The organism is Amycolatopsis sp. DG1A-15b, assembly GCF_030285645.1.
Taxonomy (GTDB): domain Bacteria; phylum Actinomycetota; class Actinomycetes; order Mycobacteriales; family Pseudonocardiaceae; genus Amycolatopsis.
In genome coordinates this window covers 6,805,592-6,824,781 of record NZ_CP127296.1, presented here as the reverse complement: position 1 = coordinate 6,824,781, position 19,190 = coordinate 6,805,592, and the positions used below count along the sequence as shown (strand labels likewise).

Annotated in this window: 18 protein-coding genes; 8 read left to right on the top strand and 10 right to left on the bottom strand. The window is 66.3% G+C overall.

Annotated elements, in window-relative coordinates; all coding sequences use genetic code 11:
* The first annotated feature begins 42 nt into the window (after window positions 1-42).
* Complete coding sequence (locus QRY02_RS31300; RefSeq protein WP_285986415.1) at window positions 43-3,825, top strand: CHAT domain-containing tetratricopeptide repeat protein; 3,783 nt, start codon at window positions 43-45, stop codon at window positions 3,823-3,825.
* Window positions 3,818-4,189, top strand: a complete 372-nt coding sequence (locus QRY02_RS31295) for a hypothetical protein (protein WP_285986414.1) — start codon at window positions 3,818-3,820, stop codon at window positions 4,187-4,189. The genes QRY02_RS31300 and QRY02_RS31295 overlap by 8 nt, the downstream gene beginning before the upstream one ends.
* A gap of 179 nt (window positions 4,190-4,368) precedes the next feature.
* Here QRY02_RS31295 and QRY02_RS31290 read toward each other — a convergent pair whose 3' ends face one another.
* The 4 genes from QRY02_RS31290 to QRY02_RS31275 form a co-directional block, all read right to left on the bottom strand.
* Entirely contained in the window at window positions 4,369-6,909 is a 2,541-nt protein-coding gene (locus tag QRY02_RS31290; protein ID WP_285986413.1) for a site-specific integrase, read from the bottom strand.
* Complete coding sequence (locus QRY02_RS31285) at window positions 6,906-7,238, bottom strand: helix-turn-helix domain-containing protein (protein ID WP_285986412.1); 333 nt, start codon at window positions 7,236-7,238, stop codon at window positions 6,906-6,908. The genes QRY02_RS31290 and QRY02_RS31285 overlap by 4 nt, the downstream gene beginning before the upstream one ends.
* Complete coding sequence (locus QRY02_RS31280; protein ID WP_285986411.1) at window positions 7,235-8,353, bottom strand: tyrosine-type recombinase/integrase; 1,119 nt, start codon at window positions 8,351-8,353, stop codon at window positions 7,235-7,237. Before QRY02_RS31280 ends, QRY02_RS31285 begins: the two co-directional genes overlap by 4 nt.
* A 144-nt stretch (window positions 8,354-8,497) precedes the next feature.
* Entirely contained in the window at window positions 8,498-9,217 is a 720-nt protein-coding gene (locus QRY02_RS31275) for an ATP-dependent DNA ligase (protein WP_285986410.1), read from the bottom strand.
* 276 nt (window positions 9,218-9,493) lie between these two features.
* Between QRY02_RS31275 and QRY02_RS31270 the strand changes: the two genes are divergently transcribed.
* From QRY02_RS31270 to QRY02_RS31260, 3 genes are all read left to right on the top strand, one after another.
* Window positions 9,494-10,924, top strand: a complete 1,431-nt coding sequence (locus QRY02_RS31270) for a hypothetical protein (RefSeq protein ID WP_285986409.1) — start codon at window positions 9,494-9,496, stop codon at window positions 10,922-10,924.
* Window positions 10,925-11,053: 129 nt separating this feature from the next.
* Window positions 11,054-11,569 (top strand): GGDEF domain-containing protein, encoded by a 516-nt coding sequence (locus tag QRY02_RS31265; protein ID WP_353069608.1) that lies wholly within the window; start codon window positions 11,054-11,056, stop codon window positions 11,567-11,569.
* A 633-nt stretch (window positions 11,570-12,202) separates the two neighbouring features.
* Window positions 12,203-12,349, top strand: coding sequence for a hypothetical protein (locus QRY02_RS31260; RefSeq protein ID WP_285986408.1), 147 nt, complete (start codon window positions 12,203-12,205; stop codon window positions 12,347-12,349).
* A 197-nt stretch (window positions 12,350-12,546) separates the two neighbouring features.
* On the opposite strand, the gene QRY02_RS48960 is transcribed toward QRY02_RS31260, so the two are convergent.
* The 4 genes from QRY02_RS48960 to QRY02_RS31245 form a co-directional block, all read right to left on the bottom strand.
* Complete coding sequence (locus QRY02_RS48960; protein ID WP_502874146.1) at window positions 12,547-13,128, bottom strand: hypothetical protein; 582 nt, start codon at window positions 13,126-13,128, stop codon at window positions 12,547-12,549.
* A 130-nt stretch (window positions 13,129-13,258) separates the two neighbouring features.
* Window positions 13,259-14,125 carry a DNA polymerase Y family protein gene (locus QRY02_RS48955; protein WP_502874145.1) on the bottom strand — a complete coding sequence of 289 codons (867 nt, stop codon included), beginning with the start codon at window positions 14,123-14,125 and terminating at the stop codon, window positions 13,259-13,261.
* A gap of 199 nt (window positions 14,126-14,324) precedes the next feature.
* Window positions 14,325-14,588 (bottom strand): hypothetical protein, encoded by a 264-nt coding sequence (locus QRY02_RS31250; RefSeq protein ID WP_285986407.1) that lies wholly within the window; start codon window positions 14,586-14,588, stop codon window positions 14,325-14,327.
* Between the two features lie 715 nt (window positions 14,589-15,303).
* A complete protein-coding gene (locus tag QRY02_RS31245) occupies window positions 15,304-16,077 on the bottom strand; it encodes an AbiV family abortive infection protein (RefSeq protein ID WP_285986406.1) in 774 nt (257 codons plus the stop codon).
* Between the two features lie 267 nt (window positions 16,078-16,344).
* Between QRY02_RS31245 and QRY02_RS31240 the strand changes: the two genes are divergently transcribed.
* Complete coding sequence (locus tag QRY02_RS31240) at window positions 16,345-16,902, top strand: NYN domain-containing protein (protein WP_285986405.1); 558 nt, start codon at window positions 16,345-16,347, stop codon at window positions 16,900-16,902.
* A gap of 10 nt (window positions 16,903-16,912) precedes the next feature.
* Here QRY02_RS31240 and QRY02_RS31235 read toward each other — a convergent pair whose 3' ends face one another.
* Entirely contained in the window at window positions 16,913-17,350 is a 438-nt protein-coding gene (locus QRY02_RS31235; RefSeq protein ID WP_285986404.1) for a hypothetical protein, read from the bottom strand.
* Window positions 17,351-17,555: 205 nt separating this feature from the next.
* Here QRY02_RS31235 and QRY02_RS31230 point away from each other — a divergent pair, with 205 nt between their 5' ends.
* Together QRY02_RS31230 and QRY02_RS31225 are read left to right on the top strand one after the other, a co-directional pair.
* The gene (locus QRY02_RS31230; RefSeq protein WP_285986403.1) at window positions 17,556-17,762 is read left to right on the top strand and encodes a hypothetical protein; all 207 of its coding nucleotides are present in this window, start codon (window positions 17,556-17,558) and stop codon (window positions 17,760-17,762) included.
* A gap of 407 nt (window positions 17,763-18,169) precedes the next feature.
* Complete coding sequence (locus QRY02_RS31225; RefSeq protein ID WP_285986402.1) at window positions 18,170-19,012, top strand: 8-oxoguanine DNA glycosylase OGG fold protein; 843 nt, start codon at window positions 18,170-18,172, stop codon at window positions 19,010-19,012.
* A gap of 76 nt (window positions 19,013-19,088) precedes the next feature.
* Here QRY02_RS31225 and QRY02_RS48950 read toward each other — a convergent pair whose 3' ends face one another.
* The gene (locus QRY02_RS48950; RefSeq protein WP_502874282.1) at window positions 19,089-19,154 is read right to left on the bottom strand and encodes a hypothetical protein; all 66 of its coding nucleotides are present in this window, start codon (window positions 19,152-19,154) and stop codon (window positions 19,089-19,091) included.
* Between the last annotated feature and the right edge of the window lie 36 nt (window positions 19,155-19,190).

Here is a 19,190-nt window from a genome sequence, read left to right as displayed (position 1 = left end):
CTGGCGACTGCATGCTGCGAGAGGAGCTCTGACGTCACTGTGGTGGACCGGCTGCTGGTCGATCTTGATGAGAATGGGTGTGTGTCGGTGTCCACGTGCTTGGACGGCGAACTCCCGGGCACGGCTACCACGTCCGGGGCCTTGGCGTGGCCGTGGGATTCGGAAAAATCCGAGGATTTGCGTTGGTACCTAGAGGACTACCTTCGAGCGCCGTTCGGTGTCTACGAGGACCGGGGCAGCCGGATCGCCAATGAGCTACCGGAGTGGGGCAGGGCGATGTTCTCCGCTCTGTTCGGAATGGGCCCAGCACGTGACGCCTACGTCACCATCCGCAGCCGTGCCGTGCGGCCTGGTGCGACAGAGATCGTCCTGCGGTCGGCGGTGCCTGCCTGGCTAGGGCTGCCCTGGGAGCTTCTGCACGACCCCAAGCTGCCTACACACGTGGTGCTGGACGGAGTCGGGATCAGTCGTAGCCTGCCGACTGCGCAGTGGGGACCTAGCTTCGCCGTGGAGGGTTCGAGGCTGCGGGTGTTGATGGTGATCTCCCGGCCACGCGGCGCCGACGATGTCCGCTACCAGATGATCGCCCGCCCACTGCTGCGTCGGCTGGCTGCGGTGCATGGTGATATCGACTTGGTGGTGCTGCGCCCACCGACTCTGGACGCACTGATCGAGACATTGCGGGAAGCCCGTGCGGCGGGGAGCCCTTTCCAGATCGTGCATTTTGATGGCCATGGCATGTTCTCCGGCGCCAGAGCCGGGGCCGGTGCGGGCGCACCGTGGAGCTACGGTCAGCCGGCGGGCGAAGGCGTGCTGGTGTTCGAGAAGCCTGGTGGTGGTGCCGATGAGGTACCGGCGGACCGGATCGGACAGGTGCTGGGTGAGGCGCAGGTGCCGGTGGTGGTGCTCAACGCCTGCCAGTCCGGCGCGGTGGGCAAGCAGTTGGAGGCGACGGTAGCGACCCGGCTGCTGGCGGGGGGTGCATCGGCGGTGGTGGCGATGGCCTACAGCGTCTATGCGGTGGCCGCAGCCGAGTTCATGGCCGCATTCTACGAGCGGCTGTTCACCGGTGACACGGTCGGTGATGCAGTACTGGCCGGTCGCGCTCGGATGGCAAGTAGCCCTAAGCGCCCCAGCCCGAAGGGTGAGGTGAAGCTTAAGGATTGGGTCATCCCGGTGCATTACCTGCGCCGCGAGGTCCGCTTCCCCGACCTGCGAATCCGACCTGCCGCACGCGCCGAAGTGACACTGGAGGCCGCGCTGGACGCGCTGCGCGCCTCCAATACCAGTCACCAAGGTGATCTGCTCGCGCCGGTGGGTGAGTTCGTCGGCCGAGATGGGCTGTTCTACACCTTGGAGGTCGCTGCCCGCACGCAGCGGGTGGTGCTCGTGCACGGTCCGGGCGGAACCGGAAAATCCGAGTTAGCAAAGGCGTTCGGGCGGTGGTGGCGCGATACCGGCGGTGTGGAGCGCCCGGAGTGGGTGATCTGGCATTCGTTCGAGCCGGGCGTCGCCTCGTTCGGGCTGGACGGGGTGATCTCGGCTATCGGTTTAGCCGTGTACGGCGTCGACTTCGCGCTGCAGGAGCTTTCGGTTCGCAGGGATCTGGTCCATCAGGTGCTGCGGGAGCGCCGGCTGTTGTTGGTGTGGGACAACTTCGAGTCGGCGTGCTCTATGCCCAAGCCCACCTCGGCTACCCCGCCGCTGGACGCCGCGGCCAAAAACGAGCTGCGCAACTTTCTCCATGAGGTTGCGACTGGCGGCCGCAGTGCCGTACTGGTCACCAGTCGCACTCCAGAGACCTGGCTGGGCGAGCTGCGCCGCATCGAACTGGGCGGTCTGACCCGCGAAGAGGCAGTGGAGTACGCCGATCACGTGCTACACCCGTACCCGGCAGCGAGGCCCCGGCGAAAGTCCCGTGCGTTCGCCGAGCTGCTGGAATGGTTGGACGGTCACCCGCTGAGCATGCGGTTGCTGCTGCCCCATTTGGATACCACCGACCCCGCCGTCCTCCTGGCCGGTCTACGCGGCACCCGTACACTGCCTGACAGTATCGAGGATGGCCGCACCACGTCGCTGCCGGCCAGCATCACCTACTCCATTACCCACCTCGATCCAACCGCACGGCGGCTGCTGGTAGCGCTCAGCTTGTGTGTCGGTGTCGCCGACGCGACTATTCTCAGCGTGTTCTCCAGAGACGAGCACGTTCCCAACCGCTTCCGCGGGATCGACTTCCACGGTTGGAAGTCCGTGCTGCACCACGCCGCCGAAGTAGGACTGCTCACTGCGCGAGGCGGGACCTTATATGGCATCCACCCTGCCCTGCCTGCCTACCTGGCCTGGCAGTGGAATGCCGAGGACTCCGAAATCTACACGGCTGACCGCGCCGCCGCCGAACGTGCACTGCTCAATACCTACAGCTCCCTCGGAGCCTGGCTACATGACAACATCACCTCAGATGACGCGGCGCACGCCTATCAGATGATCGGCCTTCATCGCCGAATGCTGGGGCATATGCTCGGCTTTGCGTTACGACACCGCCGATGGTCCGAGGCTCAGAAGATTCTTCAACCCCTAGAACTGTTTTGGCGTCGCGATGGACTGACCGTTGAAGCTCAGGGTTGGGCCGACCGAGTCCGCCTCACTCTGGAGGATGCAGACGGGAACCCGCCACCGCTCGATCAACCGGCAGGTTCGTTGTGGCTCTTCATGGTTAACGCGCACGCCAATCGCCTACATCTCGCAGGTCAAATGGATGCCGCGGAAGCCAGCTATGTCGAGATCCGCGAGATGCTGCTGGCACAGCCTGAGTCGAAGTGGCAACGCGCGCGGCTCGCAACTATCACCCACCAACTCGGCATTTTGGTGCAGGATCGGGGGCGGATCGACGAGGCCGAGCAGTGGTACCGCCAATCCTTCACCATTAATGAGGAGTTGGGTGACCGGACCAACATGGCTGACTCGTACCAACAGTTCGGCGCCGTGGCTCTGAAGCGGGGGCGACTGGACGAGGCCGAGCAGTGGTACCGCCGATCCCTCACCATCAACGACGAGCTGAGTCGCCGGCCCGGTATAGGCGTTTCCTGCCATCAGCTCGGCATTCTGGCGCAGTTGCGGGGGCGACTGGACGAGGCCGAGCAGTGGTACCGCCGATCCCTCGTCATCAACGAGGAGTTGGGTGATCGACCCAGCACGAGCGGCTCCTACCACAACCTCGGCATTCTGGCGCAATTGCGGGGGCGACCAGATGAGGCCGAGCAGTGGTACCTCCGATCCCTCACCATCAACGAGGAGCTGAGTGATCGACCCCGCATTCGCGCTTCCTACCACGAGCTCGGCACCGTCGCGCAGTCGCGGGGGCGACTGGACGAGGCTGAGCAGTGGTACCGCCGATCCCTCACCATCAAAGAGGAGCTGGGTGATCGACCCGGCATGAGCCTTAGCTACCACCAGCTCGGCACCGTGGCACAGAGGCGGGGGCGACTGGACGAGGCTGAGCAGTGGTACCGCCGATCCCTCACCATCAACGAGGAGCTGAGTGATCGACCCGCTATGGCCAGGACCTATGCCCAGATGGGGCTCCTCGCCGAGCTTCGAGGGGAAATTCGCGAGGCACTTGAATGGATGGTCCGATGTGTGACGTTATTCGACGAGTTTCCGCATCCAGCAACAGACCCCGGTCCATCAACTCTGACTCGGTTGACAACACAACTCGGTCTACGAATCTTGGAGGAAATCTGGAGCGATGTGACTGGAGCACCGCTGCCGACAGGTGTCCTGAAGTTCATCCAAGACGGTGGTACAGCTGAGGAGAACAATGAGTGAGCAGACACCGGTATTCGAAGGACCGGTCGAACGCGCAGCACACGCCGCGGCACGCCGACTCGCATCGATTGGCGGGCAAAGACTGGAAGCTGATGTAGTGGCAGCCCTACACTCTCGGGATACGCGAGCGACGCCGAACCAATACTTCGATCCGGTCTCACTGGGCTCCCTGATTGTCAGCATGGCAACCCTCGCCTGGACTGTCTACAAGGACATGCGGGCCAAAACGCTGAAGCCCAAACATGACGTAGTCGCTCGACGCGTTCGCGTCGAGCTGCCGCCCATTGAGCAAATCCCATCCGCTGACCAAGAGCAGGCCATCGACATCATCGTCGAAGAGATCCTGAACAACAGCGACGGATAGTGCTCATCGCCACCCCAGCTGCAGGTAAGTCACATGCTCTGCGCCGGAGACTACTTACCAGAAGGTTCGCTCACCGGCTGCGAGACTGGCTTTGACCATCACGATCGACGGCGCCCGCCGAGAGCGGACCAGCAACGAGCAATGCATCCGCTGGATGATGTTCGCGCTCGGCGTCGGTCCTACACCGAGCGGTGTTGCGAGTCGGTGGCACGCCGGACCAGCTGGGCGGCGTAGCCGTTGCCGTCGGTGCCTGCGAGCGCAGCCCAGCGAGTCGCACAGTCGGTTGATATGCCGAGCAGTTCGGACAGGACTTTCGCGGGCAGCGTGGCGGCGTGTTCGATCATGGCGGTGTTGCGGCTGACCCGGCCGGGGATGCCGACGTCGCGCAGCCGTTTGGCCAAAGTCAAAGGGTGCAGTGCTTGACCGGGTAAGCCCCCAGGGAATAACCACCGGTGATCGTCGGTGTGGCCGAGTGCAGCCTTGCCGCGACGGGTTTCGACGAGACTGAGGAGCAACGAATTCAGTGGGTCGGACACCGCCAGCGGCTGGCGGCCGAGCCGCAGCTGGACTGCGCCGTCGGCGTGCAGGACGTCGTCGGTCGTCAGGCGAACGATTTTGGACACACGCTGGCCGTAGAGCAGAACCAGCAAGCCGGCGACGCGGTCGATGGTGGCGATGGTGTCGTCGTGCAGCAGCTGGCGGGTGATGCGCCAGCGACGGTCGTCATCGGCGAACACGCGGGGTCGTGCCGACACGGCCGGCGCGGCGATGGCCGCGGGCCCGGTGAAGCCTTGTGCGACGCACCAGGCGACGAACCCGCGGGCGCGGCGCGGCGTACGGTCGCCGAGCATGCACCATTCGTCCAGATCGGCCTGGGTACAGGCACGGAGGCTTCGACTGCGGGCGTGTAGCCATTCGATCAGGCTGATCGCGCTGGTGATCTCGTTCTTGATGCTGTTCGTCGCGCCGGGGGTTGCCGGTGCGCTGAGGTGCCGCAGCCGGCGCAGGTGAGTCCAGGTCAGGTATCCGCGCAGCATGTGTTGGTCGGCTGGATCGTCGACTGTGGCCAGCTTCGGGTCGAACCAGCGTTGCAGCGCGTGCAAGTGCCGATCGCGGTCCGGCAGCACCTTCTGCGAGATCAGGGCTTGCCGCAGGTAGCGGGCGGCCCTCACTGGCGTCAGGTCGTCGAGCGTCTCGTGCGTGACGGGACCGTCTCCGGCGGCAAGCTGGCCGAGAATCGCCGATGTGGTAGGCCGGTACAGCCAGTTCAGCAAGGTGGAGGGGTTACTCGTGGCGAGAGCGTGCCGTACCGATTCCAGGTCGGCGCGCATGGTGCCGTCCGGGCCGGTCAGGGCCGCGGCGAGCAGGTTCGTGGCCGCGCAACCTTCGCAGAAGCCGTGGCGGTGCAGCCGCGCGACTGTGCCGCAGTCCCGGCACGGCCGAAAGTAGACGGGCTCGGTCTTGATACAGGTCCAGCAGACAGGCCCGTCATCGACGCGGCCGTCGACCGGTCGGACGCGTCCGCACCGGCAGCACGGCTCCCGTCGCCGCGCGCAGTTGGCGCACAACGGGTTTCCCTCGGCATCGCGTCCGCCGATCGGGTGCACCATCGCGCAGAGGGCGCAGACAGCGGTTCTGGCACGCTGATAGCAGCTCACGCATCGCGGCGCCGCCGTGTCGACGCCGCGGCAGGGCTTGTCCTCGCCGCAGAATGAGCAGATCGCCGACGGCAGCTTCCAGCAGCCGACGCAGATCGGCACGCCGTCTCGGTGCGAGACGATGGCTGCCAGCAGCCCACACGTCGAGCACCGTTCTTGGTTGCAGGGTTCCTGTCGTGCGCACTCCGCGCACAACGGTTGCCCCTGCTGCGTGCGCGCCGCGATCGTTCGTAGCTTGCCGCAACGCTCGCACGGCCTCGCACGGACTTTTTGGTAGCAGGACAGACAGCAAGGCAGCCCTTCCCGCCGTGAGGCAATCTGGTTGGTCTTGCCGCAGAACGGGCATTGCGGTGCCACCACCCCCTTGACACCATGGTCGACCAGTGCGGCAACGAGCCGCCGGACCACAAGGGTTCCGGACTCGGCGGCGCCGGTTAAGAGTCCCGGCTGATCCTCGAGGTCCCAGGCGACCCGTCGACGCTGGGCCGCCTGTTGCACTGTTCGTGCGATGAGTTCTCGCAGTTGGGCGCGGTCCGCGCTCGGGTCGACGGCATTGATCAATTCGCAGATCATCTCGATGTGATCGACGCCGGGGTCCGGCGGACACAGGTCGCAACGCGGCTGGCCCTGCCGGTCGTAGCTGTATGGCCTCACTACACGGTGGCACATCGCGCACGGTCGCGGCGCGAACGTGCCCCTCGCGCGGTTGTAGCACGTGACGCAGATCCGTAGTCCGTCGTCGTCGTGTTGGGCCATCCGTTGGGCGGGTTTGCCGCAGCTCGCGCAGACCGGCTGCACTACGGCTACCGCGCCGGAAGCACGGAGCGCGCTAATGAACCGGTCGACCAGCGGTGGCCCGGCGGTGCGGCCGGAGGTCAACAGCGACGGGTCCTCCTCGAGGGCTTTCGCCAGCTGCCGCCGGCCGACGCGAGACCTGGCAACCTGCTCGGCGATCGTCGCGATGGTCGCCGCCTTCAAACCGGGTTCGAGGTGGCCGACGATCGTACTGATGACCCCGACCGGGTCGGCCAGATACCGTGCAGGTACCTCTGCGCCGGTCATGGACGGTCAGTGACGATTTTGGCTCGTTTCGGACGAAAATCGCCGACTCCCGCCTCGTCTCTGGCCGCGGCGGCGCTCTTGCGCTGCGGCTGCGCGACCGCCACGGGCTCGATCAGGTCCTCCATCGCACAGCCGAGGATATCGATCAAGGCTATCAGCGTCTTCATGCTCAGACGTTCCGGCTTGTCGACCACCAGCCGGTAGACCTGGCTGTCGGACAGAGCGATCCCCCGCTCTGCCAGCTTCGGCCGCAGGTGGGTGGTCTGGAACATACCTTGACGTGCCATCAACTCACGTAGGTTCCACTTGTAATCGAGCCGCGCGGTCACCGAAGTTCCGTCTTTTCCGAGTGGGACACCTTGTCGAGAGCACTGCGCATCATGGTGTTCATGAAGTCCCCGCTTACTCCTGTGTAGATCGCGGTGGTTGATGCATACCGGTGACCGACCTGTTCCTGTACGAACTTCGGATCGATGCCGTCCTCGATTTGGTGGGTCACATGCGAATGACGAAGACAGTGCGGAACCAGTGCGGCGTCGAGCTTCAGCGCGGTCCGGTAGTCGACGAACCGCTGCTCGATGCTGCGAGGCATGACCCGGCCTCCGCGTTCGGTCAACCACAACGCGGGATGGTCCGGGAAGCCGTATCGGGGCAGGACATTCGCCACATAGTCCTCAAGCACCTCGACGATCCACGGCATCACCGTGTGCACGGTGCGCCGTCGTGGCGGGCTGCCTCGGGATGCCTTGCCCCAGCGCACTTCGAGATTGCCGTACCGTCCCAGTTCGGGCGCTTTCGGGTTGCGGTACCAGTCCGTGACGTCGAGCCTTGTTGCCTCCCGGACACGTAGACCGTAGGCGTACATCACCTTGAACAACGTCGCGTCCCGGTACGCTGCCAGCGCGCCCTTGCGACGGCGGCGTACAGCGGATTCGACCTGAGTGTCGGCGTGGTCGAAGAATCGTTGTAATTCCTCGCGTGTCATGGGACGGCGATCCGGATGACCCTCGTAGTTCGTCAGATGTGCCAGCGTGTTCCACTCGAAACAGATCTGCACCGGATGCGTCCCGAACCGGGTCTCACACTCTGCCGCCCAGTGATATTCGGGTCGGACCAGGAAGTCGCAGAACGACCGCACCGCATCTTGATAGTTGCGGATCGTGGATTTGGCCCGCCCGCTGTGGCTGACCAGATCGACCATCCACTCGTCGAGGTGTGCCGGTGTCCAGTGCCAAGGGAACTCGTTGGTGTAGGTCAGGAACCGGCGTACCACGCCGAGCCGGTCGCGCACCGAGGAGCGCTGCAACCCGCGGCCACCGACCTGTTGAGCTTCCCACCCGCGCAACATGGCCTGCAGGACCGCGTCTTCTGGCCGCAGTAATACCACACCGTCGACCAGTTCCAGCCGAGCTGATCCGGCTGGCTCACCCTCCTGCTGCTGCACTCCGACCCCTCTCGTATGGCGGGTGAATAATGCATCAGATGCATGTTCCTTGGCAAGGATGCAGGTCACAGCAGGGTCACCGTGTCCGTGGCAGATGCTACGGTCGCGGCAGGTTCAGGGCAGGCCGGCTGGACCATCGTGCATTCACTGCAATTGCTCGCAGATTCGCCACCCGCAGATGATCACCTCGGCGGTCTGGATCAGGGCGTGCTTGCACCAGTAATCCGGGCGCTTGCCCGGTACGTACGGAGCGCTCAAGCGCTTGGCGACGAGTCCTTCATGTCCGGTGGCGGCGACGTGGTCGAGCAGGTCCTTTGGGGTGCGGCGATCGGCGGCCAGCTCGGTGAAGGTGAACCCGCGCACGACCGAGATCCGGTACGGATCAGGCATCGCCAGCCCGGCCAGCAGGCCACGGCGCTCCTCGTACGGTTGGCGCAGCAGGGACTTCGTGCCGAGCTGTAGCAGGTCGAAGGCGAGAAACCGGACGGGAACGTCGTCGAACGGCTCGTCGCGGCGAGGGGAGCTGCGGTAGGTCTGGTAGCGGCCGCGGCGTTCCTGCAGCAGCCCGAAGTCGATCTGGCCGGCGTCGTTGTAGACGACGATCTCGCCGTCGAGCACCGCGGCCCGGTCGTCGAGGGCGGGGGCGAGGACGCCGGCGAGGTCGGCGAACTCGTGGGTGAAGTCGATGCCGTTGCGGCTGGTGAGCACTGTGGTGCCGTCGGGGGCGATCTGCATGCAGGCCCGGTAGCCGTCCAGCTTGTACTCATACGCCCACTCGGGACCAGCTCGCAGCTGGCCGCCGTCGGGCTTGGCGAGCATCGGTGTGATCCAGTCGGGCACCCGTGAGGAGGCACGTGCAGCCATAGCCGGCCTCCCGAGGTCGAGGGAACATCGCCTGGCTCGACGGTAACCCGGCTGTGCCGATCTCGCTGTGTTTGTGCTGGTCAACACCCTGATCGGTGACAGCGGGTACGAGGATGAGCGCCCACCGCTGCAGCCGAGGGAGCACTCCGAGCCCTGGCTTCGTCGAGCATTCGCTCGGTGGTGCTTCGCGAGCCGCGGAGGTGAACGGTGGCGTCGAGGCCAGCTCACGGCTGATCGACCGGGACCGGTCCCCGACTGGACTAGTAGTTTTGGGCCATGCGCGCCTGGGCACTGCTCCTGATGCTGACTCTCGCTGCCTGCAGTGCCGCACCGCCCGTCCCCGCTCCGGCTCCGACCAAGCCGGTGAATTGGGAAGAACAGGCGGACTGGGCGGTCCGCGCGCTGGATCCGTGCGTGCTGCTGTCCTCGCCCGGCACGCTCACCAGCCCGCACGCCTGCGAACTCACCCTGGAGCACCAGCAGACCATGACGGTCGAGATCGGCGGTGGGATCAACCACTTCACCCGCTACCGGTCGCAGCTCTACGAGGAAAACGGCCTACGGGTCTACCTGAGCTACCAACCCGCGGCCAGCCACGGCTACACGCCCGTGAACTGTCAGCTCGCCGTCCCGCTGTCACCGACCAGGGCGATCTGGCTGACCGTGAGCGGCGGCGCCGACTACCGCCGGCAATGCGACATCGCACGTCCCACGATGCGGTCGATCACCGCGAAACTCCGCGGCAACGTCGCCGCGCTCGCAGCCGGACACGAGCCCAAAACCCGCTGGAGAGCCTGCGAACCCTTGGATCGGCTGCTGGGCCGCGCACCGGCCGACACCACCATGGACGCCATCCGGGACACCCGGGTCGGTGATCCGTCCCAGGCAGACGACTGCGAGTGGGGTGACTACCGCTTCGCCGGCCGGCGCCTGACCTTCACCCTGGGCACCGTGCCCGAGGAGGGAGTCCCGGTCCAGCTCGGCGCCGTCCCCGCTCGCCTCACCGACTACCAGGGCACGTGCGTGCTCATCTGGGCCCCGACCGGCACCACCACGCTGGCCACGCTGCGCGGAGGCTGCGACGGGCTCACCGACGTGGCCACCAAGATCCAGGCGCTGCTCGGCGGCCCACCCCCGCCCGTCCCGCCCGCACCGGCAAGCCTCGGCATCCCCGGGGACCAGTCCGACGAGCCCGCCGCCGACCCGGCCTGCCTGATCGCCGCGGTGCCACCGCCGGACTGCCGCGCGCACAAGCAGATCCCCGTGCCCACCGGCGGCGCGGCGATCCTGAAGGCGGCCGCCACGCCGGACGGAATGGACCTGGCCTGCACACTGCTGGCCGACGCGATCAAGACGGCCACCGGCCAGGACGGCCGAGTCGCCTACACCGGGAACCAGTGCCTCGGGACCACCGCGGACCGCAACCTCGACTTCAGGTTCAAGATCGACCCTGCCTCGACCCTGTCCGTATGGGACCCACGCAACCCGCGGATCACCCTCGCCGGGTTCCCCGCGATGTCGGTGGACCTGGCTTCCACCCGGATGCTGCTGGTCTCCGACACCCACGACGAGCAAGGGATCGGCCGGGTGCACCTGGAAACGTCGACCACCGCGCCGCTCGGCGAAGCCACTCCCGAGCGCCCCACCGACCCGACCCGGCTCGCGCTGGGCGACCGGGTCTGCGAGGCACTGATGGCACGCTTCTGAAGTCAAGCGGTCGATCCCGGCGATCGTCGTGGCCGGTTTTTGCTCGGCTTCCGCTCCTTCTCCTTGAGCATCTTCTTGCGCGTGTACGTGTACAAAGCGTCGGGTGTTGACTATTAGTGGAACGAGCACATCGACATTACCTACGCCCAGCTCGCCGACGCCACCTGGTGGCACGACGTGGCCGAACGCGAACTCGAGCGCGCCCGCCGCCTCGGCGACCACGTCGGGGTGCTGCTGCTGGATCTGGACCACTTCAAGGACATCAACGACCGGTTCGGGCACCTGACCGGCGACGCCGTGCTGCGCGCGGTGGCCGACGTGGTGCGCGGCTGCGTGCGCGGGCACGGCCCGGACCTGGCCGGCCGCTGGGGCGGCGAGGAATTCGTGGTCCTGTTGCCCGGCCTGGACCCCGCTGACCTGCGGGCAGCTGCCGAGCGGATCCGGGCCGCGATCGCCGCGATCGCCATCCGGGGGGTCGACCGCCGCACCGGTGAAGCTGTCGTGATCAGGCTGACGGCCTCGGTCGGCGCAGCGATGTTCCCCGACCACGGCGGCGACCTAACCACGGTGCTGCTGGCCGTCGACGACGCCGTCTACCGGGCGAAGGACCGCGGCCGCGACCAGACCGTCACCGCCTCAAGCTGATAGTTGCCCGCTCCCGAGCGGACCCGGCGATGTCGATTCTACGACGGCCGTGGCGGGAAGATCTCGGGCTGCCGCACCGAAACGGCGGTGCTCCGGTGGCTATCAGCGGTGTCCGGGATCCGAGAGAGAGCAGCGGGTCGGGACACCTGTGGTGCCCCGACCCGCGTGCGGCGGTGACGTTTCCCCGCGTCTCCGCTCCCCTGATCCCCTCACCGTAGCCGCGTCCCCAGCGGCTACGCCTGATCATCAGTAACCTCGCGCGACCGACGCTAATCCGCCATCCCGGTGAAGCCACCCGCACGGGGAATATTGGAGCTCGGATCAGGTGAACGGTGGGTGCCCAACGCGGTTCCTCGACGGTGTTGAGACGAGTTCTCCTCCGCTGGAGTTCCCGAACGGAGCAGAGCAGAGGGCCGACATGGCCTCGGGGAGGCTGCGGCGGTGCTGGCCTCGGTGGGGCAATCACGAACCGAAATGAGGGCGTGTCGCACCGCCTGTCGCCCGGCCGGGACAGGTCTACTTGAATCTGCCAACCCGTGGTGCTTCGTGCTTTAGCCGCGGGAGCACTCCGAACCTGGCTAACTCCACGTCGAGCATCAGTTCGGCGGTGTTCGGAAGGAAGGTGAACTGATCTTGGGTTTCGACCGGGATCAGCAAGATGATGCACAAAAGAACCGGATCACCGTCACGATCTCGGGAACAATGACCGTGACGGCAACCCGGCTCGTGACCCTCCTGGTGCTGGTACTCACAGGGCTGTCAAACCTGTACCCGCACTGACCGGTCATCCCGTGTGCATCGCTCGGCGGGGTTCGTTCGCGGTAGCGAGCCCCGCCGAGTTCCGCTTGGGAGCTTTGCTGTTTTAGCGTTTTACCGTTTAAGTGTCAAAAGCACTGTAGCTCGGTTCTCGATCCACGTTCTGCAATCCACGCGCTTCGGCGAGGCGCGTCGTCTACGCGGTACGTCGATCAGGTCCGCTAGTCGTAGATTCCCTCGACGTACCAGTCTGGCCGAGTTCCCACCGTGCCATTGAGCAGCAGAGCGACATCGCCTTCATCAGCACTGCCGGGTTCGAGGCTGACCTGGATCCGGCTGTGGCGCTGCGGATCGGTGGCCGATGCCCGGTAGACCCAGGGGCCAGCCCAGCCGATTACGCGACGGCCGGGTTTGTCGCCGACAACGATCACGGCAGGCGGGTAGGTCAGTTCACCGCGATCGTCACAAAAGACGACGTCTCCGACGGCGTCGCGGACCTGTACATGCTGTCGCTGAGGCGGCACCAGCGCGGGTGAGGGGGCCGGCAGCCGCCCCGGCCAGGGCTGATCCTCCTGCGTCACTTCCCGGGGCTCGCCCCACGGAACGAGCCGGACACGGTCACCCGGGCCGCGACCGCCGTCTAGAACCGGCGTGAGAACCGCGTCGGGGCCGAGCTGGCCCTGGATCCGGACGAAGGCGCGGGCGGCGCGTTCAGCGGCGTCGACGTCCTGGCCGATCGAGTCCAGCTGCAGTTGCAGCGACTGCCCGCCGATGACCTCCTCGGGTTCGAGCCGGAGTTGCACGATGCCGGCGGTGGGCCGGTCGTCAGGGCGGGTCAGCCAGCCTTCGCACTGCCATCGCACTCGGTCCGCAGTCGCACGTGCGGTGAGCGGTTCGGCGCAGCGCCATACACGCGTTCGTTCTTCGCCGACTTCAGTGAGTGCGTGGATGGCGGAGGCGGGTGCAGGCCAGGCCGTGCCGTGCGAGCCCGGTGAAGAATCGCTCGCCGAGCGTCTTGGCGATGAACGCCGCTTCATCGACGCGGGCGAGGGGGTGCTCGAATCGTTCGGTGATCGCCAGCTCGGGCGGCAGCGCCCGGCGCAGCGGCGGCCGCTGCGACAGGCCGCGGGCCAGGCGGTGCGCGGTGATCGTGTCCTTCGGAAAGCGGCCGGCGACGTCCCGTTCGGTGAGTGCGGCGAAGTCACCGAGGGTTCGCAGGCCGAGGCGGGTGAGCAGGCCGACGAGCTCGCCGCGGTCGTCGCCGGGCTGGTCGAGCTCTGAGACGGGCAGCGGCGCCAGGAAGGCGGCGGATCGACCGGCGGGGACGACGGTGCCGCGGCGGGCGGCGAGGGTGGCGGCGAACAGGCCGTCGGCGATCCCGATCTGGCATTCGACGCCGGCGTTGGCGGAGACCTCGTCCATCAGGAGTTCGGCGAGGGGTTCTTCACCGCCGAAGTAGCCCGCGGCCCCGGCGGTGGGCACGGCGACGATGCCGGGACGGACCACCTCGACTCCGACGGCGTGGGCTTCGACCGCCGCGGCGACCGGTTCGAACAGCCGGGCGTCCCGGCCGGGGTCATGCTGGTGCACGACCAAGCCGGGACAGCGGGACTGCGCGTCCCGGCGGCGCATGCCCCGCCCGACTCCATCACGGCGCGCGGCCGCGGAGCAGGCCACCACCCGGTTCGCGGAGAAGACCGCAGCCGGGACCAGCGGCGGCGTTCCGGCCGCTGCACCCGCGGCGACCACGGGCCAGTCCGGGCACCACAGCACCAGCAGTCGCGGCGCGTCGCCGCTCACGACCGGGCTCCGGGCGCCCGGAGCCCTACCCAACACCCGGGCGGCGCAGGAACGTGCCCGTGACGGATGAAGGGCGACATGTGCCACGGCACTCTGATCACCTCCAGCACCAGGTGCGCGTACCGGAGACACCCGCGGGGAAGGCACAGGCGAACCCGAGATTATCGAACGTTTGTTCGTATCGTGCGGGTTCTTGACGTCAGCTGTCAAGCAGGGGTGTCGTCGCCGCACCGCTGGGCGCGTCGTCGCTGATCTGGCTCCATCGCAGTGCCGCGTGCCACGTCGCGACGAGTGTTTCGTCGTCGGCGTAGCTGGGATCCGCGCCGAGCGGGATCCATGACTGCCCGACCATCTCTCCGTTCTCGACGCGCTGCACGGTGACGCCGGAATATCGCAGCACCTCGCTGTCGATGTGGACCGCGCGGCTACTTGCGTGCAGTAGCACCTGCCGGTCGGTTCCCATAGTTGCGCTCCTCGCAGTACTTCACAGGGATGTCGTCTCCCCGGCCATGTTCTGTAACACGACACACCACTGGATCATGCCTGCCAGGCGTGGAAGGGCCTGTGTCGGCTTGTCGACCTGGACTGTTACTGCTGGCGTGTGATGGGTTGCACTCCTCCGCGATTCGGGAGGGCCGACGACGCAGATGAGGGCTCGGCGGCACACGGGGGGCGTTATGCCGCCGAGCCGGACTGTGGTGATCGGACGGTCGGGGGGCGTGCCGGACCGATCACCTCAGCATCAGATAAGAGGGCCCGGGGCAGCTGTGATGACGTCCGGCGTCGGAGATCGCCGAGATGGATGAAGGGCCGATGCCCGGAGTCCGGCAGGACATCGGCCCCCCGAACCTGCCGAACATCCGGGCACCGACTGGCACCTTGTATCGCTACCGGCAAGCGGAGACGAGACGCCGGGCGCAGGCTTCCCCCGAACGCGGCTCTGGTCCACCCGGCCGGGACCGCTGTTTCATGGAGCCGAGTGTGCCATCGGGTATCTCAATTTCCGCGCCGCTCGGGCCGGAGGCCGGAGATGTGGTACGTCTCCGGGTGATGACGACCCAGATGCGGTGCGATCGACCACGTTGAGTCCCAGCCGGCAACCGATGCACTTGGGGCCGCAGATGCTCACGGCTTCGCAGCCTGCCTGGGATCTTCACGGCGAACCCGAGATGCTAAAGTCAGGACTCGGCAGCGGGATCAATTGCCTGGTCAGGTGGGGTTTCTGGTCTCGGCCCGGAGGGCTCGGCTACCTGCGCCGCTGCTTCTCCCGTGTGGCGCTCCTCTCTGACCCTCGCGTCCTGGAACGCTGCCCAGTCTTCTGGATGAGCTACGGGAAGCAGCCGAAACTGCTGCTCATGGGTGCTGTCATACGGTGTCTTGGCGTCGTGCTTCATCCGAGTGTGATCGCGAATGAGCAGCATCTCGATCACCTGCGCCGCGGTCTGAAGATCTGTTTCGGTCGTTCCGGCCGGGAGTGCGGTAGGTGACAGCACGGATCCGTCCTTCGCCCGGTCGACATAGAAACCCTGCTGTTTAGCGGCATTGGCCTCGCGGGCAGCAAGCTCGGCTTCTCGTTGACGTTGCGCATATGCCTCTTCCCACGAATCGTGGCTGGCACCCAGTTCGCGAACTCGGCTGTAATCTCCCCAGAATTCGGCAAGCTCGTCGCCGAATACGACAGCTTCAAGGTACTTCATCGTGTGATCACGTCCGTGCTGCGTAAGGTTGTCCACTACACGAGGACTGTCATCGCCTTCGTTCCAGCTGAAAGAGAAGTCCTCGTAGATCCAGAGGGCCTTGCCGAGCTCTTCCTGCGCCAGGACGCTCAACGAGCGAGCGCGCCCGTACGAGCCAGCGGCCAACAAAGTATGGGCATCAGTGACCAGGGCGGATGCGTTATCCATCAACGCTTTCCAGAATTCGCGCGCAGCGGACGGACTCATCTCGACCATGACCCCAGCCTGCCCCATCGACCAACTATCCTCAACCTGAGGCAGTGCGAGGCGACACGGGACCTCCTTTGACCGATCACTGCTGGTCAGTGACCGGTTCGTCGAGTCCGCCGACCGCTGTGATCGCCCCTGCGGCATCTGCGTCACTGATCGCCGCTTTGGTCCGAGAGGCGACCTTGACCAGAAATGCGGTGGAGAACTCACAGATCATCGATCCTCGGTGGGCTGTAACGAAAGGTCTTCTAGGCGTGGTGCCGGTCGGCGATCATGTGGCTGTGCCGGGCGTACGGGCCGACCACCATCCGCCGCGCCTATGCCGGCTGGACCAACCCGCGCTTCGGGCGCTACCAGCACGCGCTCGAGCGCAACGGTGTCGACCTGGTGCAGCTCGGGCACGGGCCGTCCCGCAAGAACGGCGCGGACATCCGGATGACGGTCGGCGCGGAGACCTCGGCCAGCGCCCGGCTGGTGTCGGTGTGCTCGGAATACAAGCTGTGGGGCTCGATCGTCGCGAGCACCGACGCGCGGCCGAACTCCTCCATCCCGACCGGGCAGCCCGGCTATCGGCTCGCCGACGCCGAGGAGTTGCTGGTGACCGCCATGGGCCAGACCGCTTCCACGGTCCTGACCGCCTCAGCGGTGAAGTCGAAAATGGTCACGCTGGACCCGGCGTTCGACGAGGCCAACTACGGCTGCGCGAGCTTCCGCGAGTTCCTGGCCCGGCTAGGGCATCGCGTCCACGTTGTCGACCGCAGCGGCGGCGATATCACCCCGGCCCTCATCAGCCCCGCCGCTGAACCGCTGGAGAGCTCGGCCACCGGCTGAGCAGCGCGCTCTACCAGGTTTCTTCCAGCGGCCGCATCCAGCTGCATACGACTACGACCGAGAAGTGACAGGTCTGTGCTCGGTCGACGATGTAGCGGAACCGCTTCTCGGCCTTCTGGGCGCGGAACGCGTGCTCGGACATCAGCAGGAACAGCGTGGGGGGACCTTCGCCTCGTCGGTTGCTCCGCTCGCGCCACTCCACGCTGGCCAGCGCGGCCTGGAACATGCCGGCGACGGAGGAGAACCGACGCGCGATCGGCACGTTCAGCGCGTCGACGCCGTCGAGCCCGATGTCAGTGAAGTCGCCTGCCGCGAAGATCGCCGGGTCCTTGGCGTACGGCAGCCCGACCTTCGTCCGCAACTGGTCGGGCTTGCACCTGCTGACCTCCTCGATGCTGACCGAGGTGTCCGCCGGCTGGTGCCGGGCTTTGCGGAAGGGCCACCGCATCTCAACGAACCTCCAGCCGGATGGCAGTGCCGGAGCTGGCGTGCGCCGGCTGTTCGCACGATATCCGGCGGGCCTGTCGTAGTCAGGCGGGTCGCGGAGCAGAGCGCCGGGGCCCGCACCGTCTCTGGATCGGAGCGACGTCCGATCTGCAGCCACCCGACCGGGGCATCGGTGTCGCTCGTCCGCTACAGGCATCGTTGATCAGGTGGAAGCGCGTGATTTTCGGGTGCGGCTGCCCCGCGACGTACCACCAGCTCGGTACGCGGCGATCGTGCACGCGGTCGCCGGGGTGCTCGACGCCGCCGGCCTGGTCGCCGGATCATCGATCTTGGTGGACCGTATTGCCCGCGATGAGGACCTGAACGATGCGTACGACAGGTTCAGCGCGGTGTATCCGTGGAGCGACTGCTGACCGTGGCCACGGATGCCTACCGATCGTCCCATGACAGGAATCGACGGCGACGCGAGCCCGGTCGGCGGCGTACTCGATCCCGAGTTCGGCCAGCCGCGCCCGTCAACGCCCCCGCCAGGTGACGCGTTGCGCATCGTCGGTGAACACGGCATCGATCGCAGACTTGGACGTTAACGACCAGAGCGGCTCTGGTCTCGCGGCAAGGCAAAGACGTGCCAGGACTGCGCGCCGGAGGATGTCACGCATGCGACCTACGGCTCGGTCGACTGCGACGCCGAAGGCGTGCTTTACCTCCTCCTCAGGGACGGTGGAGATCCCGCCGATCACCCGGCGCAACCTGCTCGACGAGATTTGACCACCATGGACCAGCAGCGAACGCAGGCGTAAAGGAGGCCACCATTTCGTCCATGGCATCAGTTCCATTCGCCCTGATCACCGCCGTTCAGCGGTGGCGGGAACGTGGTGAACCGCCGCAGCCCCCTTCCCGCTGGTCGCGTGGATCGTGGCTCAAGCACTTCCCGCAGCATCACTCGTTCATCAGCGCCCTGCCTGAACGCATTGATCGCGCCGAGGCCACACGCCACGCAGCTCACGCTGTGACCGCAGAGGGCGCTGAACGGGCGTTCCTGGTCGCGATGATCTGGGGGTACGGGCCGGTCGGTTATGGCCCTTGGCGTACAGCGCGTGTGCTGGCAGAAAATGCCCACGCCGCTAGTCGGCTGGCGGAAGTGGCACGCGTTGCGCTGGAGCACGGCGGAGTCGCCGCGTTCCGCGATCTCGCCGACAAGCGGTTGCGGTACCTGGGCGTGGCTTTCGGTACCAAGTACCTGCGTTTTGTCACCGCCGCTTCGTCCTCCAAGCATGCCGGTACGCCCATCTTGGACGCCGTCGTTCGCCGGTGGCTGGTCACCCACGCAGGCACACACCTGAACATCGACGAATGGCGGCCGGTCGTCTACGAACGGTACGTCGCGCTATTGACGTCGTGGTCCACAGAACTCGCCCTGGCCGCGGATACCGTGGAGGAACTGATCTTCCGTTCGGCCATCAGTCAGACAGGGTCCGCCCTGTGGGGCGAGGAGTGGATGAGGTCTGACGACCCAGCCCCACAGCTGGCCGCGAGCCAGGCGCAATCCAAGCTCCTCGAACTCGAGCGACTGTTCGAAGCCGCCGATCCCCGAGCCGCTGTGGAAGCCAGGCGGCACCTGGACGAACTGGCACGCATCATCGAGCAGGGATGGGACAGCTGAAACTCGTTAAGGCGACCACGCCCCCCCCGGGATGATCACGCTGTCTTTCGGGGCGGGGCACTACGTGTCGGTTCTGTCAGCGCCGCCAGCGGTCGATGACTGCGGGCAGTTCACGCATCAGGTAGGTGTAGAAGTCGCGCATGTCCGCCAGCCGGTTTGCGCGCGGCTGTGTTCTCTG

Coding starts and splice junctions, on each gene's coding strand:
- QRY02_RS31245 (WP_285986406.1), bottom strand. CDS start 16,077: ATGGTCGAGATGAGTCCGTCCGCTGCGCGCGAATTCTGGAAAGCGTTG.
- QRY02_RS31275 (WP_285986410.1), bottom strand. CDS start 9,217: ATGGCTGCACGTGCCTCCTCACGGGTGCCCGACTGGATCACACCGATG.
- QRY02_RS31250 (WP_285986407.1), bottom strand. CDS start 14,588: ATGGGAACCGACCGGCAGGTGCTACTGCACGCAAGTAGCCGCGCGGTC.
- QRY02_RS31225 (WP_285986402.1), top strand. CDS start 18,170: ATGGCATCAGTTCCATTCGCCCTGATCACCGCCGTTCAGCGGTGGCGG.
- QRY02_RS31240 (WP_285986405.1), top strand. CDS start 16,345: ATGTGGCTGTGCCGGGCGTACGGGCCGACCACCATCCGCCGCGCCTAT.
- QRY02_RS31270 (WP_285986409.1), top strand. CDS start 9,494: ATGCGCGCCTGGGCACTGCTCCTGATGCTGACTCTCGCTGCCTGCAGT.
- QRY02_RS31235 (WP_285986404.1), bottom strand. CDS start 17,350: ATGCGGTGGCCCTTCCGCAAAGCCCGGCACCAGCCGGCGGACACCTCG.
- QRY02_RS31290 (WP_285986413.1), bottom strand. CDS start 6,909: ATGACCGGCGCAGAGGTACCTGCACGGTATCTGGCCGACCCGGTCGGG.
- QRY02_RS31295 (WP_285986414.1), top strand. CDS start 3,818: ATGAGTGAGCAGACACCGGTATTCGAAGGACCGGTCGAACGCGCAGCA.